The organism is Pseudomonas sp. NFX98 (genome assembly GCF_047784845.1).
Taxonomy (GTDB): Bacteria; Pseudomonadota; Gammaproteobacteria; order Pseudomonadales; family Pseudomonadaceae; genus Aquipseudomonas.
Genome location: NZ_JBLNNF010000011.1, coordinates 144,336 through 159,081 on the forward strand (window position 1 = coordinate 144,336; position 14,746 = coordinate 159,081).

Consider the following 14,746-nt stretch of genomic DNA (forward strand, 5'->3'; position numbering starts at 1 on the left):
GTAGGAGCTGCCGAAGGCTGCGATCTCTTTGCTATCACCCAAAGATCAACTTCTCCGGCACATCCACATCCCACAAAACCCCGGGATCATCCACTGCCACTTCAACCACTCGCCCCTGCGCAAACAACGGCTTGGCCCCGCGATCACCCGACAACGCCATCAACCCCGATTCAAAGCTGCGGCCAAACCCCACCGGATGCCCATATTCCCCGTCCTGCACCGGAACACTGATGCAATCATCAGCCACCTGCGCCAGAACCTGCTCAATAGTCGAAGGCAGGATAAACGGCATATCTCCCAACACCATCAACCAGCCACCGAGGTGTGCAGACGCGGCGACTCCAGCGGCAATGCTATCGCCCATTCCGGTGGATTCGATCAGCACGATTTCACAGCCATAGGCCTTGGCCATGCGAATCACCTGTGGACGATCAGCGGTGGTCACCAGCACACGCTTTTCCAGCGTGGCCGGCAGATTCACCAGCACGTGCTCGATCACCGAACGAACCGCACCATCACGCCCCGTACAGTCCGTCAGTAACTTGTCCTTATCCTCACCCGCGACTTGCCGGAACCGACTGCCCTGTCCCGCCGCCAGAATGATTGCTCCGATGGATTCGCTCATACGCGCTCCCGTACTGGCTTTTTCTGTTTCAATTCGACGCCATTCTTGATCGCGACAATTTCCGCCATCAGCGACAAGGCGATTTCCGCCGGACTGTGGCTGCCGATGTGCAAGCCGATCGGGCCGTGCAGCCGCTCGATTGCCTGTTGCGACAAGCCCAGTTGCGCCAGGTTTTCCCGACGTTTCTGGCTGTTGACCCGAGAGCCCAGCGCTCCGACATAAAAAGCCCTGGAGTCGAGGGCGGTGAGCAGCGCCATGTCGTCCAGACGCGGGTCGTGGGTCAGGGCGACAATGGCCGTGCGTTCGTCAGTCTGGATATTGAGCACCGCATCGTCGGGCATGCCAGAGACAAATCGTCCGTGCTGTTCTTCCCAGCCGTAGACAAACTCGGTGCGTGGATCGCAGATCAGCACCTCGAAATCCAGCAGCCGGGCCATTTCGGCGACATAACGAGACAACTGCCCCGCACCGATCAGCAGCAGGCGCCAGCGCGGGCCATAAATGGCCCGCAGCGTCTTGCCATCAAAGGACAGCACATCCGATTTGTCGGCCGGCTGTAGGACCACTTCACCGGTCGCGATATCCAGCGAACGCGCGACGATTTGATGATCCTCGCAGCGCGCCAGCAACTCGGCGACCCAATCCGCGTCGCCGACCCGCTCCTCGGTCAAACGCAAGGTGCCACCGCAGGGCAGGCCGAAACGCGCTGCCTCTTCACGAGTGACGCCATAGGTAATCAACTGCACCGGCGGGCCATCGACCGGAATGCGACCGTCATGCAACCGCGCAATCAGGTCATCTTCGACACAACCGCCCGACACCGAACCAATCACCACGCCATCTTCACGCAACGCCAACATCGCGCCAGGCGCCCGGGGCGCGGTGCCCCAGGTCTGGACCACGCTGTACAACACCACCCGCTGACCGGCGCGGCGCCATTCCAGCACGCTGCGCAGGACATTCAGATCGACGCTGTCCATCAGGCCTGCGCCTTCTGCCAGCCCTGGAGCTGATAGCGAATCGGCAGGTCGCGGATGCGTTTGCCGGTGGCGGCGAAGATCGCGTTGCACAACGCCGGGGCAATCGGCGGCACGCCCGGCTCGCCGACGCCGCCCAACGGGACGGTGCCCGGTGGCGTAACCAGATGCACGGCGACTTCCTTCGGCGCCAGCGACATGCGCGCCACTTCGTACATGTGGAAGTTGTCCTGCTGGACCTTGCCGTCCTTGAAGCTGATCTCACCCAGCACAGCGTTGCCCAGGCCCATGACGCAGGCGCCTTCGAACTGTGCGCGAATCCGTTCGGGGTTGATCTGCGGCCCGCAATCCACGGCGATGTCCGCCTTGTGCACGATCAACGTGCCGTCGTCTTTGACTTCAACCTCGATCACCGCCGCCACGTAGGTGACGAAACTGTAATGCACCGCCAGGCCCAGGCCTCGGCCCTTCGGCAACTCACGGCCCCAACCGGCGGCTTTGGCGGCGGTTTCCAGCACGGTGCGCAAGCGCCCGGTATCAATCGGATAACGCTCGGGCGATTCGCCGTAGTTCCATTCTTCACTCAAGGTACGCGGATCGATCTGCCGATCCGGGCCGAGCAATTTGATCTGGTACTTGAGCGGGTCCTGCCCGGCCTTGTGCGCCAGTTCATCGATGAAGCTCTGGATCGCGAAGCCGTGGGGAATGTTCGACACCGAGCGATACCAGCCAACGCGGGTGTGCACCGTCGCTTCAGGGTTTTCCAGGCGGATGTTGGGGATCGCGTAGGCCATGTTGGTGAAGCCCATGCCCAACTCGAAAGCCGCCTCGTGATTCATGCCCGGCGCGAACAACGCAGTGATGCTCGGTGCCACCGTGCGGTGCAACCAACCGGACGGCAGGCCATCCTTGTTCAGGCTGGCCTTGAGGTATTCCGCCGACACGGTGTGGAAGTAGGAACAATGGATATCGTCTTCACGGGTCCATTGCACGCGTACGGCTTTGCCAGGAAATTCCTTGGCGAGGATGGCCGCCTCGATGATGAAGTCAGGCTTGGACTTGCGACCGAAACCGCCACCCAGCAGCGTCACGTTGAACGTGACGTTATCGAACGGCAGACCGAGGCGCTCACCGATTCTTGTGCGGGTGACCTGCGGCGCCTGGCTCGGCCCCCAGGCTTCGCACACGCCATCCTTGTAGCGGGCGATGGCGACCATTGGCTCCATCGGCGACTGCGACAGATGCGGTAGGTAGTAAGAGGCTTCCAGCGTGCTGTCGGCGCTGCCCATGGCTTCGTCGATGTTGCCAGTGTTGCGCACGACTTTGCCGGGCTTGAGGGACGCAGCCTCCAGTTCCTTGCGGTAGGCGATCGAGTCATAACTGGCATTGGCGCCGTCATCCCACTCGATTTTCAATGCCTCACGGCCCTTGATCGCCGCCCAGGTGTTGTTCGCCACCACGGCAATGCCGCCCAGCGGTTGAAACTCCGAAGGCAAAGGACGACTTTCGATCTGCACCACCTTGACCACGCCCGGGACCTTCATCGCCGCACTGGCATCGAAGCTTTTGACCTTGCCGCCGTAGACCGCAGGCCGGGCAATGGTGGCGAACAGCATGCCGTCGAAATGCACATCGGCACCGTACACCGCGCGCCCGTTGACGATGTCGTCACCGTCGATGGCCTTGGTGCCTTCCTTGCCGATGTAGCGGAATTCCGACGGTTGCTTGAGTTTCAGGCTGTCACGCGCCGGAACGGCCAAGGCACCGGCAGCTGCGGCCAGCGCACCATACTCCAGTTCACGACCGGTGGGTTTGTGGATGACTTTGTGCAATTGCGCATGGCATTCGCTGACCGGGACTTTCCACTGATTGGCAGCGGCCTGCTCCAGCATGGTCCGCGCAGCGGCACCGCAGCGGCGCATCGGCTCGTACCAGTGGCGCATGCTGCGCGAGCCGTCGGTGTCCTGGTTGCCGAAGCGCACTTCGTCACCCGGTGCCTGCTGCACCTTGACCCGCGCCCAGTCCGCTTCCAGCTCGTCGGCCACCACCATCGTCAGGCTGGTACGAACGCCCTGGCCCATTTCCGAACGGTTGCACATCACGGTCACCGTGCCGTCGGCCGCAATGCTGACGTACACCTTGGGATCATCGACCCAACCATGGGGCATACCGTCGGCGCCGAACTTCTTCTCTTCTTCGGCAAACGCGTCCTGCCAGCCCCAGCTCGCGGCAACCACCAGGGCACCGGCAGCGCCCACACCTTTAAGGAAACCACGGCGACTGAGGTTGCTCAGGGCGAAATAATTCGGTAACTGGCTCATGCCTTGGCCTCCTTCAGGTGGGTGGATGCCTGGCGGATGGCAGTCTTGATGCGGTTGTAAGTGCCGCAACGACAGATGTTGCCGACCATCGCCTCTTCGATCTGCTCATCGCTCGGGTTCGGATTGGTTTTGAGCAGCGCAGTGGCGGACATGATTTGCCCGCCCTGGCAGAAACCGCATTGCGCCACGGCGGTATCGAGCCAGGCTTGCTGCACGACTTTACCGACCGGGTCGGCATGGACGTTTTCGATGGTGGTGACGTTCTGCCCGACTACCGAGCCGATCGGCGTGATGCAGCTACGTGCCGGAGCGCCTTCGATATGAATGGTGCACGCACCGCACAGGCCCATGCCGCAGCCAAACTTGGTGCCGTTATAGCCGGCCACATCGCGGATCGCCCAGAGCAGCGGCATGTCCTCGGTGACGTCGAGTTGATGGTCTTGACCGTTGAGTTTCAGGGTAATCATGGGCACGCCCGCATAGTTCTTGAGTTATGGGGTCGAGCAATCTGCCATTGGATCTTGGTTCGGTACGCAGATCGACTCAGGCTATTGGGCTCTCTTGTGCTGACGGGAGCGTCTGCACCGGGCCTTTAATGGAGAAAATGCTTTGCATCGTTAGCTCGCTAAGTTAACGCAGCATTAACAAAAAAGCCCTGCACTTTTCATCAGTGCAGGGCTTTGGATTGAACCATTAAAGCGTAGTCTCAATAACGGTTCGGCTCCATCTCCAGCTCGACATGGAAACGTTCTGAAATGTCTTTCTGGATACGCTGCGCCAAGTCGAGCAATTGCAGGCCGGTGGCGCTGCCGTAGTTGACCAGCACCAGCGCCTGCAACTTGTGCACGCCCGCGTCGGCATCACGGAAACCTTTCCACCCTGCCCGCTCGATCAGCCATCCGGCGGCGATTTTCATCTGCCCGTCGGGTTGCGCGTAGGCCACCAGATCGGGGTATTCGCCCTTGAGCTGCGCGACCAACGCCGCTGGCACCAACGGGTTCTTGAAGAAGCTGCCGGCATTGCCGAGCACCGCCGGGTCCGGGAGCTTTTCGTTGCGGATGCTGCAAATCGCCTGGCTGACATCGGTGGCGGTCGGATGCTCGATGCCTTGCTCGGTCAGGCGCTGGCGAACAGGGCCGTATTCCAGGTGCAGATGCGCAGCACGGTCGAGTGCGAAGCGTACGCGCAGGATCAACCAGCGCCCCGGTTCCTGTTTGAACAGGCTGTCGCGGTAGGCAAAGTTGCACTCATCCAGGTTGAAGTCGCGCAGTTCGCCGCTGTGGCGATCAAGCGCCGTCAGACCGGCGAACACGTCTTTGATCTCAACCCCGTAAGCGCCGATGTTTTGCATCGGTGCCGCACCGACGGTGCCGGGAATCAGGCTGAGGTTTTCCAGACCCGACAAACCCTGCGCCAACGTGTGCTGCACGAATGGATGCCAAGGTTCGCCGGCCTCGGCCTCGATCACCACTTTGCTGCCGTCATCGCTCACCACGCGAATCCCGCGTGTGGCCATGCGCAACACCAGCGACTCGATATCCGCCGTCAGCAGCAAATTGCTGCCGCCGCCGATCACCAGCACCGGAACATGATGCTCAAGCCCATAGGCCAAGGCTTCTCGCACATCGGCGTCGCTATGGGCTTCGGCGAACAGGCGAGCCTGAACATCCACGCCAAAGCTGTTGAACGGCTTGAGTGAAACCTGCGACCGAACCTGCAAACTCATAACCGTCCCTTCAATTCCACAACCAGCAGATCACTGGCGCGCTCGATCAAATCCAGCACCTGCTCGAAGCCCTGGTCGCCGTCGTAATACGGATCCGGGACTTCGTCGATTTCCGACTCATAACGACGCAGGAACAAATCCAGCTCGGCCTTGCCCTTGGCCGGTTGCAGGGCCTTGAGGTTGCGCAGGTTGCTGTTGTCCATCGCCAGGATCAGGTCGTAGGTGGCGAAATCGGCGCGGGTCACTTGCTGGGCACGTTGCATGGACAAGTCATAGCCACGCAGCTTTGCCGCCGCCTGACTGCGCTTGTCCGGCGCTTTGCCAACATGCCAATCGCCGGTGCCGGCGGAGGCGACTTCGACCAGATCGGCCAGCCCCGCCTCACGCAGTTTGTGGCGCAAAACACCTTCAGCCGTGGGTGAACGGCAGATGTTGCCCAGGCAGACAAACAGAACCCGCATCAGGCCTCCAGCAGGCGACGAACGCGCTCAAGGTCTTCAACGGTATCGACACCGGGCGGCGGCGCGATCAGCGCGTCGGCGACGTGAATTCGCACGCCGTGCCACAGGGCACGCAACTGTTCCAGGCACTCGGTGTTTTCCAGCCAGCACGGGCCCCAGCTGACGAAGTCGTGCAGGAAACCAGCGCGATAGGCGTAGATACCGATGTGGCGGCGATAGGGCACGCCTTCCGGCAATTGCTCGCGGTTCACCGCGAACGCATCCCGAGCCCAAGGCAAGGTCGAGCGACTGAAGGTCAGCGCCAGGCCATTGAGGTCGCTGACTACCTTGACCACGTTGGGATTGAACAGGGTTTCCGCGTCTTCGATCGGCTCGGCCAAGGTGGCCATGCGCGCTTCCGTGTGGACGGCCAGGTTGGCAGCGACCTGATCGATCACGCTCGCCGGGATCAAAGGTTCGTCACCCTGGACATTGACCACGATGGCATCGGGCGCCAGGCCCAGTTTCGTCGCGACTTCCGCCAAGCGATCGGTGCCGGAATTGTGATCCTCGCGGGTGAGCACCACTTCGGCGCCAAACCCTTTGCAAGCTTCGACGATGCGCGCATCGTCAGTGGCGACCACGACACGCTGGGCGCTGCTTTTGCTCGCCTGTTCCCAGACGTGCTGGATCATCGGCTTGCCGGCGATCAACAGCAGCGGCTTGCCCGGCAAACGGGTGGAGGCGTAACGCGACGGAATGACAACGGTAAAGGCTGTGGTCATTTATCCAGACGCTCGTCGGTGGTCAGGGTGCGGGCTTCGGTTTCGAGCATCACCGGGATGCCATCGCGAATCGGGTACGCCAGACCTGCGCCCTTGCTGATCAGCTCGGTTTTGTCGGCACTGAGCTTGAGCGGGCCTTTGCAGACCGGGCAAGCGAGGATATCGAGCAATTTGGTGTCCATGAGCACTCCCTGGATAAAAACGGTTTAAGGCAACAGACGAGCCGGCAACAGGCGCATCAACTGTGTGTCGAACCAGGCCACGAAGGCCGGCGACGGCACAGCATCGACCGCCAGGTACCACCAGTCGGCGGCGGCGAAGGCACGGCACTTCACCGCGTCCTTTTCGGTCATCACCAACGGCAATGACGGGGTGAAATTCAAGGCCTGCACGCTGTATTCGGCGTGATCGGCGAACGCGTGCGGGACTGGCTGCCAGTGTAGCGTTTCGAGGGTCTTGAAGAAACGCTGCGGGTTGCCGATCCCGGCCACGGCGTGCAGCGCCTGACCTGCTGAAAAATGATCGAGGGGACGTCGTTCGCCGCTTTTCAGGTTGACCAGCGCAGTGGGTTGCAACTGGAAGGCGAAACCATCATCGCGATCAGCCGTGGCGCCGTTGTAGAGCACCGCGTCGACACTTTGCAGACGCTCGACCGGCTCGCGCAACGGCCCGGCCGGCAGGCAACGCCGATTGCCGAGGCCTCGGGCGGCGTCGATCAGCACCAGTTCCAGATCCCGGGCCAGTCGGTAATGCTGCATGCCGTCATCGGAGAGGATCAGGTCCAGCGGTTCGCTGGCCAGCAAGGCTTTGACGGCGCTGCTGCGATCAGGGTCGATCATCAGCGGCACGCCGGTGCGTTGAACGATCAGCAAAGGTTCATCGCCGGCAATTTCCGCGCTTTGATCCGCCTCGACTCGCCATGGCAACTGCGGCGGTTTGGCACCGTAACCACGGCTGACCACGCCAACCCGCAAGCCGCTACGCTGGCAATGCTGGATCATCCACAGGATCAGCGGCGTCTTGCCGGTGCCGCCAACCGTGATGTTACCGACGACGATCAACGGCACCGGTGGCTGGTAGATTTCACCCTCGCCCGCGAGAAAGCGTTTGCGCTTGTTGTTGACCACGCGCCGGTAGAGCCACTCCAGCGGCTGCAACAGCTTCAGGGCCGGATGACCGGCGTACCACGCGGCGAGCAGACGATCGGACATGGCCATCAGGGCGCGGTCGGCGCCGCCTCGACTGTGGTCATGCGCAATTGGCTGAAGCCAAGCTTGCCGGCGGCGTCCATCGCAGTGATGACCGACTGATGCTGGGATTTACCGTCGGCGCTGATGGACAGCGGCAGACTGGTATCGCCATTGGATTCTTTCTGCAGCGCTTCAATCAATGTGGCCAGGTCGCTTTTCGGCAAAACATGGTTGTTCACGGAGAACACGCCGTCGGCGCTGATGGCGATATCGAGCTGCCGGGTCTGGTCATCGGCCGAAGCGCCGCTGACCGCTTCCGGCAGCTCGACACGCAACTGGGTTTCACGGGTGAAGGTCGTGGTCACGACGAAAAACAGCAGCAGGATAAACACCACGTCGATCAGCGACGCGAGGTTGATGTCCACCGTTTCCCGTGGTTTGCGGCGGAATTTCACGCTTTGCCCTCGGTCAGGTCCACGTCGCGGTCGCCCTGCACTACCTCGACGAGTTTGATCGCTTCCTGCTCCATCCCGACCACCAGCTCATCGATCCGGCGTTGCAGGAATCGATGGAAGAATACCGCCGGGATACCGACCATCAAACCGGCAGCCGTGGTGATCAGGGCCTTGGAAATACCACCGGCCAGCACCGAAGCGTTGGTGGTCATGCCACTGCCGGTGAATGCGCTGAAAATATCGATCATGCCCAGCACGGTACCGAGCAAGCCCAGCAACGGCGCCATGGCCGCAATGGTGCCGAGGGCGTTGATGTAACGCTCCAGATCGTGGATGACCCGCGCCGCAGCCTCTTCGATGCACTCTTTCATGATCTCGCGACCATGCTTGGAGTTGGCCAGGCCGGCGGCGAGGATTTCACCCAGAGGCGAGTTGGCGCGCAGTTCCTTGAGCCTGTCTTTGTTGAGCTTCTTGTCTTTGATCCAGACCCAGACCTGCCCGAGCAGGTGCTCCGGGGTCACGCGACTGGCTCGCAGGGTCCACAGACGCTCGGCAACGATCGCCATGGCCGCGATGGAACTCAGAATGATCGGCAGCATCATCCAGCCGCCGGATTTGACCAATTCCCACACAGTGTCAGTCCCCTCGAAAAAGTGCGCCACTCTAACATAGGGGGTGGGCGCACCGAAGACCGCGATGTCGCATCCGGTCGGGCTTTGATTACACTCGGTTATCGCTACAAGGGTGGCGGATCGCGCCAGAACCGCTGTTCCTGACGCATCGAACGCGGTGATTGGAAACGTCCGAGTTGCAGATGAATGGCACCCTGTTCCGCACTGTCATAGATCGCCATTGCGCGTTTCCGATAGCGCGCCATGACCGTCGGATGAGGATGACCGAACGAATTACCCTGACCACGGGAGATCAGCACCGCTTTAGGCTGCAAGCCGTTGAGCAGCGCCATCGAAGATGAACTGCGACTGCCGTGGTGCGGCGCCTGCAACCAGTCGGTCGGCACGGCCAATGGGCTTTCGAGCAGTGCGCGCTCGGCGTTGGTGTCGATGTCGCCGGTCAACAACAATTGCTCACCGTTGGCTTCAATCTGCAAAACACAGGACTTCTGATTACTGTCGCTGGCTGACGACCATTGCCAGAGCCGGAACTGAACACCGTCCCAGGTCCATTGCCGGTCGGTTTCACAGGCTTGGGCTTGCAACTCGACCGGCAGCGCCGCAGGATCGCCACTGATTACACGCTTGACCGGCAGCCCGTTGGCAACCGCGCGGGCGCCACCGGCATGGTCGGCGTCGGCGTGGCTGATCAGCATCAGATCGAGTTCTTTCACGCCCAGTTTGCGTAATGACGGCAATACGACTCGCTCTCCCAGGTCGAAATCGCCGAAACGCGGGCCCGTGTCGTACAGCAGTGTGTGATGCCGGGTGCGCACCAAAATCGCCAGTCCCTGTCCGACATCCAGTTGCCAGACATCGGCGATGCCTTCCGGTAACTCGGGGCGCGGCGGAAAAATCAGCAACAGCAGCATGGGCCACCCCAACGCACGCATTGGCACGCCTCGGGGTAGAAGCAACAGAAAAGATCCCAACGCGCCAACGCACCAGACCCAAAACGGAATCGCCATGGGTACCCACGCAGAAATCTGACCCGCGACCAACGCCAGTCCCTTGAACAATCCATCGATCAAACCACCCGCCAGCCACAGCAAGCCTTCGCCCACGTAAGGCACCGGCAACAACAAGGTGCCGAGCAATGCGGGAGGCAGCACCACCAGACTGATCCAGGGCACCGCCAGCAAGTTGACCAACGGCCCACTCACGCTTATCGGCAATCCCAGCACCAGCAATAACGGGCCCAATCCCAACGCGATCAACCATTGCGCGCGGGTCCAGGTTTGCCACCAATGCCAAGGGCCCAACCGGCCGCCGAAGGTGAAAATCAGCACCGCCACCGCCGCGAAGGACAACCAGAACCCCGGCTGAAGACTCGCCAGCGGATCGAGCAGCAAAACGCCATTGAGCGCCAGCAACAGCGGCCACCAGGCGCCAAGATGACGAAACCGCAGGCGCCACAACAGCACCAGCCCGATCATCAAACAGGCCCGACGCACCGGCACCTCAAAACCGGCCAGCAATCCGTAACCGAGAGCGGCCGCAAATGCCAGGCCACAGGCCCAGGGCAGCCATGGCAGACGGCTGGGCCACAGGCCATAACGGGCAAGACCGGCGATCAACAGATACACCACGCCTGCGAGCAAACCGATGTGCTGTCCGGAAATCACCAACAGGTGCACGGTGCCGGTGTCCTGCAACACCTGCCAGTCCTCACGGCTCAGCCCGGCGCCATCGCCCAGCACCAAAGCCGCCAGCGCACCGGCTCGTCCCTGGGCGTCTACCGCTTGAAGCCTCTGGCGGATACCGTCGCGCCAGGCCCATCGCGCTTGCGCCAGTCGCTCGCCGTCCTTGACCGTTCCGGTCGCACCGATGCGTTGCGCCAGCAGCCAGGCGTCGTAATCGAAAGCATGCGGATTGAGCAAACCCGCAGGACGCTTCAACTTGACCGCCAGTCGCCAGCGCTCGCCACTGTTCACCGGCGGGCCGTCATACCAGGCCACGCGCATGAGTTGCGGCACTTTTGCATGTCGCGAGCGGGCATCTGCCAATTCGAAACGTACGACGCCTTCGCTGTTCTGGGGCAACCCCACCACCCGCCCTTCGACCCAGCGGGTTTCGCCATCGAGGCTCCGCGACAGTCGATCGTCCAGCGCCCAATGCGCCTGCGCGCAAGCCCAACTCAAACCGAACAGGAAGAACGCCACGGGGTACGTCCTGAACGGCAGCAACATCAAACCGACCACCGGCATCAACAACCACAAACCGACCGGCGGCAATGCCGGTAAAAAACGCAGGGCCAGCAATCCCAGTGCCAGCGCCATCATCCCTGTGCGCATATGCCCGTCCTTGAGAGTCCCGACCTAAGGCATAGCTGTCCGGCCGCACGGTCGTGGTTATCAATTGTCACAAAGTCTGAATGGGCGCTTCATAGAATCCAGACATACTTGCCGCCTTGACCGACCGAGAAGCCTTATGCCCCGGCGATTATTCAAACGTTACATGCCAGACCCGACCAGCATCAGGGAACACAAATCCTTACGCTTTCTCGGCACGCTGCTGCATGACCCGAACCTTTGGCACCTCAACCGCCATTCCGTCGCCCGGGCCATGGCGGTCGGTTTGTTCGCGGCGTTCCTGCCGATTCCGTTGCAGATGCTGCTGGCTGCCATCCTCGCCATCGTGGTGCGCGGGAACATGCCGATTGCGGTGAGCCTGGTCTGGCTGACCAATCCGATCACCATGCCTGCAGTGTTCTTTTGCACCTATCAGACTGGGGCCTGGCTGATGGACGTGCCTGCGCGGCATCTGCCCGATGAGTTGACCTGGGAGTGGATCAGCGGAGAGCTCTCGACCTTGTGGCAGCCATTTTTGCTGGGGTCGGTGGTGACGGGGTTGGTGTTGGGGGCTTTGGCTTATTGTTTGGTGATGGTGTATTGGCGGTGGTGGGTGGCGCGGCAGTGGCGGCGGCGTAAGCAGAGTCGGATGTGATTGGGCGGTCTTTGGGTTGTGTTTGATCGTGTACATTTCCGTTTTTTTGGTAACGGCTGCTGACGGTTCCGCTCTTACAGCGGGTCACTTTCGAAGAGCCGGAATGCCGGCCCAGACGAAAGTAACCAAAGCGCTTTGCCCCTGACGTTCGGTGCCTCGCCTAGGCTCGGCATGCCCTCGCTCCGGTCCTGCTCCGTGGGCCCGCCGCCATCGGCCATCCATGGCCGGGGGCGGCTAACCCGGCATCCTTGCCGGGTTGCCCACTGCGCAGAACCTCCACTCGGCCTCTCGATGGGGCGAATACCGCAACAGCACCGCGAGGCGGCCTACCGGCCGGCCTGACTCTTGATGCGTGCGCACTTCTCTGTAGGAGCTGTCGAGAGCAACGAGGCTGCGATCTTTTGATTTGTTGTTTAGAAGCAAGATCAAAAGATCGCAGCCTTCGGCGGCTCCTACATTGGGCGTGATACAGCACAAAATCGGGTCGGCTGTCAGGCCGCCATCGCCAGCAGGCTGGCTCCCACAGTGGATCGGGATGCATTCACGCTTCTCACCACTCAACAGGCCGAGCGTTAGCTCGCCTGCCGCTTTTGATCCACCCGCCCCATCGGGAGGCTGAGTGGAGGCGTTTATCCGGGGGGAGGCGCGTAGCGCCGTGCGGCGAAGCCGCACACATCGAGAGGAGGTTGAAGCGAAGCCAACCGGAGGCGATGCCCCCGGATGAATGCCGGAGCGAAGGTACACCGAGCTCTAGCGAGGTGCCGTACGTAAGGGGCGAGACCTTTGCTTCCTTTGGGGCGTTTGCCAAAGGGAGTCGCCGTAAGGGCGAAACCATAAGCCGCCGTTACCGCAGGAATGGATATGTACCCGCCCCTAAAAAATACCGATTAGGTACGCATCCCCCGCCCACTCACCAACAACCGCGCACACCCCAAATACAAAACCACCGTCGCCACCACCATAAAGGCAATCGCCACACTGATCCGGATATCCGAAACCCCAAGAATGCCGTAACGGAAGGCGTTAACCATATGCAACACAGGGTTGGCCAGCGACACGGTCTGCCAGAACGGCGGCAGCAAAGTGATCGAATAAAAAACCCCGCCCAGATACGTCAACGGCGTCAGCACAAACGTCGGAATGATCGAAATGTCATCGAAGTTGCGCGCAAACACAGCGTTGATGAAACCCAGCAGCGAGAAGATCGTCGCCGTCAGCACCACCACCAGAATGGTCACGCCCAGGTGATGCACCTGCAAATCGGTGAAGAACAGCGACAGCAGCGTCACGATGACCCCGACCATCAACCCGCGCAGCACGCCGCCGAGGGTGTAACCGATCAGGATGGTGTGCGGCGAAACCGGCGACACCATCAGTTCTTCGATTGAACGCTGGAACTTGCTGCCAAAGAAACTCGACACCACGTTGCCGTAAGAGTTGGTGATCACCGACATCATGATCAGCCCCGGCACGATGTACTCCATGTAGGTGAAGCCACCCATGTCGCCGATCTGCCGGCCGATCAGGTTACCGAAGATCACGAAGTAAAGAACCATGGTGATGGCCGGCGGCAGCAGGGTCTGCGGCCAGATCCGGGTAAAGCGCCGGACTTCACGGTAAACGATGGTATTGAGGGCAACGAGATTGGGTTGCAGCTCGGAACTCATAACGCCACCTTCGCCAGATTTTTCTCCACCAGGGACACGAACAGCTCCTCAAGGCGATTGGTTTTATTACGCAAGCTCAGCACTTCAATGTTCTGCTGGGCCAATTGGGTGAACAGCGCGGTAATACCCATGGACTTGTCGACCTGGACTTCCAGGGTGTGACCATCAAGCATCCGGGATGGATAGCCGATCAACTGCGGCGGCGCACTCAGGCTGTTCTTCAAATCCAGCAGGAAGGTCTCGACATGCAACTGGCCAAGCAACTGTTTCATGCTGGTGTTTTCGACGATGGTGCCGTGGTCGATGATGCCGATGTTGCGGCACAACTGCTCAGCCTCTTCCAGATAGTGCGTGGTGAGGATGATGGTGATGCCTTTCTTGTTCAGCTCGGTGAGGAAGGTCCACATCGAGCGACGCAATTCGATGTCCACACCCGCCGTCGGTTCGTCGAGGATCAACAGGCGCGGTTCGTGAACCAGCGCACGGGCGATCATCAATCGACGCTTCATGCCGCCGGACAGTGAACGCGATGGCGTGTCACGCTTGTCCCACAAGCCGAGCTGGGTCAGGTATTGCTCGGCGCGTTCCTTGGCGACTTTCGGCGGGATTCCGTAATAACCGGCCTGGGTCACGACGATGTCAAAGGTCTTTTCGAACTGGTTGAAGTTGAATTCCTGCGGCACCACGCCGATGGAGCGCTTGAGCTGCGCAGGATTCTTGTCCAGGTCGTGACCGAAAATATTCACCGTGCCACTGGTCTTGTTCACCAGGGTCGAGAGAATGCCGATGGTGGTGGATTTGCCGGCGCCGTTGGGGCCGAGCAAGGCGAAGAAGTCACCTTCGGCGACGTCCAGATCGATACCACTCAAGGCCTGGAAACCGTTGCCGTAGGTTTTGGTTAGCTGCCGGATGGACAGAGCGGAACTCATATCGGATTACGCAC

At 60.9% G+C, this 14,746-nt stretch carries 15 protein-coding genes; 1 reads left to right on the forward strand and 14 read right to left on the reverse strand.

Going from position 1 to position 14,746, the window contains the following annotated elements; translation table 11 throughout:
* Positions 1-34 precede the first annotated feature (34 nt).
* The 12 genes from ACM110_RS16555 to ACM110_RS16610 form a co-directional block, all read right to left on the reverse strand.
* Entirely contained in the window at positions 35-625 is a 591-nt protein-coding gene (locus ACM110_RS16555; protein ID WP_416128622.1) for a nucleotidyltransferase family protein, read from the reverse strand.
* A complete protein-coding gene (locus ACM110_RS16560) occupies positions 622-1,605 on the reverse strand; it encodes an XdhC family protein (protein WP_416128623.1) in 984 nt (327 codons plus the stop codon). The genes ACM110_RS16555 and ACM110_RS16560 overlap by 4 nt, the downstream gene beginning before the upstream one ends.
* Complete coding sequence (locus tag ACM110_RS16565; RefSeq protein WP_416128624.1) at positions 1,605-3,923, reverse strand: molybdopterin cofactor-binding domain-containing protein; 2,319 nt, start codon at positions 3,921-3,923, stop codon at positions 1,605-1,607. Before ACM110_RS16565 ends, ACM110_RS16560 begins: the two co-directional genes overlap by 1 nt.
* Positions 3,920-4,390, reverse strand: a complete 471-nt coding sequence (locus tag ACM110_RS16570) for a (2Fe-2S)-binding protein (protein ID WP_338585304.1) — start codon at positions 4,388-4,390, stop codon at positions 3,920-3,922. The genes ACM110_RS16565 and ACM110_RS16570 overlap by 4 nt, the downstream gene beginning before the upstream one ends.
* A gap of 239 nt (positions 4,391-4,629) precedes the next feature.
* On the reverse strand, positions 4,630-5,649 hold the full coding sequence (gene murB / locus ACM110_RS16575) for a UDP-N-acetylmuramate dehydrogenase (protein ID WP_416128625.1): 1,020 nt from the start codon (positions 5,647-5,649) through the stop codon (positions 4,630-4,632).
* Positions 5,646-6,110, reverse strand: a complete 465-nt coding sequence (locus ACM110_RS16580; RefSeq protein ID WP_416128626.1) for a low molecular weight protein-tyrosine-phosphatase — start codon at positions 6,108-6,110, stop codon at positions 5,646-5,648. Before ACM110_RS16580 ends, murB begins: the two co-directional genes overlap by 4 nt.
* A complete protein-coding gene (gene kdsB, locus ACM110_RS16585) occupies positions 6,110-6,874 on the reverse strand; it encodes a 3-deoxy-manno-octulosonate cytidylyltransferase (protein ID WP_416128627.1) in 765 nt (254 codons plus the stop codon). The genes ACM110_RS16580 and kdsB overlap by 1 nt, the downstream gene beginning before the upstream one ends.
* Positions 6,871-7,056: a Trm112 family protein gene (locus ACM110_RS16590; RefSeq protein ID WP_007945752.1), complete on the reverse strand. Its 186-nt coding sequence runs from the start codon at positions 7,054-7,056 to the stop codon at positions 6,871-6,873. Before ACM110_RS16590 ends, kdsB begins: the two co-directional genes overlap by 4 nt.
* A 24-nt stretch (positions 7,057-7,080) precedes the next feature.
* Positions 7,081-8,091, reverse strand: a complete 1,011-nt coding sequence (lpxK, locus tag ACM110_RS16595) for a tetraacyldisaccharide 4'-kinase (RefSeq protein WP_416128628.1) — start codon at positions 8,089-8,091, stop codon at positions 7,081-7,083.
* Positions 8,091-8,519 carry an ExbD/TolR family protein gene (locus ACM110_RS16600; RefSeq protein ID WP_416128629.1) on the reverse strand — a complete coding sequence of 143 codons (429 nt, stop codon included), beginning with the start codon at positions 8,517-8,519 and terminating at the stop codon, positions 8,091-8,093. The genes lpxK and ACM110_RS16600 overlap by 1 nt, the downstream gene beginning before the upstream one ends.
* On the reverse strand, positions 8,516-9,151 hold the full coding sequence (locus ACM110_RS16605; protein ID WP_338585297.1) for a MotA/TolQ/ExbB proton channel family protein: 636 nt from the start codon (positions 9,149-9,151) through the stop codon (positions 8,516-8,518). Before ACM110_RS16605 ends, ACM110_RS16600 begins: the two co-directional genes overlap by 4 nt.
* 104 nt (positions 9,152-9,255) lie before the next feature.
* Positions 9,256-11,484, reverse strand: coding sequence for a DNA internalization-related competence protein ComEC/Rec2 (locus ACM110_RS16610; protein ID WP_416128630.1), 2,229 nt, complete (start codon positions 11,482-11,484; stop codon positions 9,256-9,258).
* A gap of 136 nt (positions 11,485-11,620) precedes the next feature.
* Between ACM110_RS16610 and ACM110_RS16615 the strand changes: the two genes are divergently transcribed.
* Positions 11,621-12,136 (forward strand): DUF2062 domain-containing protein, encoded by a 516-nt coding sequence (locus tag ACM110_RS16615; RefSeq protein WP_338585294.1) that lies wholly within the window; start codon positions 11,621-11,623, stop codon positions 12,134-12,136.
* An 887-nt stretch (positions 12,137-13,023) separates the two neighbouring features.
* On the opposite strand, the gene ACM110_RS16620 is transcribed toward ACM110_RS16615, so the two are convergent.
* Together ACM110_RS16620 and ACM110_RS16625 are read right to left on the reverse strand one after the other, a co-directional pair.
* Positions 13,024-13,803, reverse strand: coding sequence for an ABC transporter permease (locus tag ACM110_RS16620; protein ID WP_416128631.1), 780 nt, complete (start codon positions 13,801-13,803; stop codon positions 13,024-13,026).
* Positions 13,800-14,732, reverse strand: a complete 933-nt coding sequence (locus ACM110_RS16625) for an ABC transporter ATP-binding protein (RefSeq protein ID WP_416128632.1) — start codon at positions 14,730-14,732, stop codon at positions 13,800-13,802. Before ACM110_RS16625 ends, ACM110_RS16620 begins: the two co-directional genes overlap by 4 nt.
* Positions 14,733-14,746 lie beyond the last annotated feature (14 nt).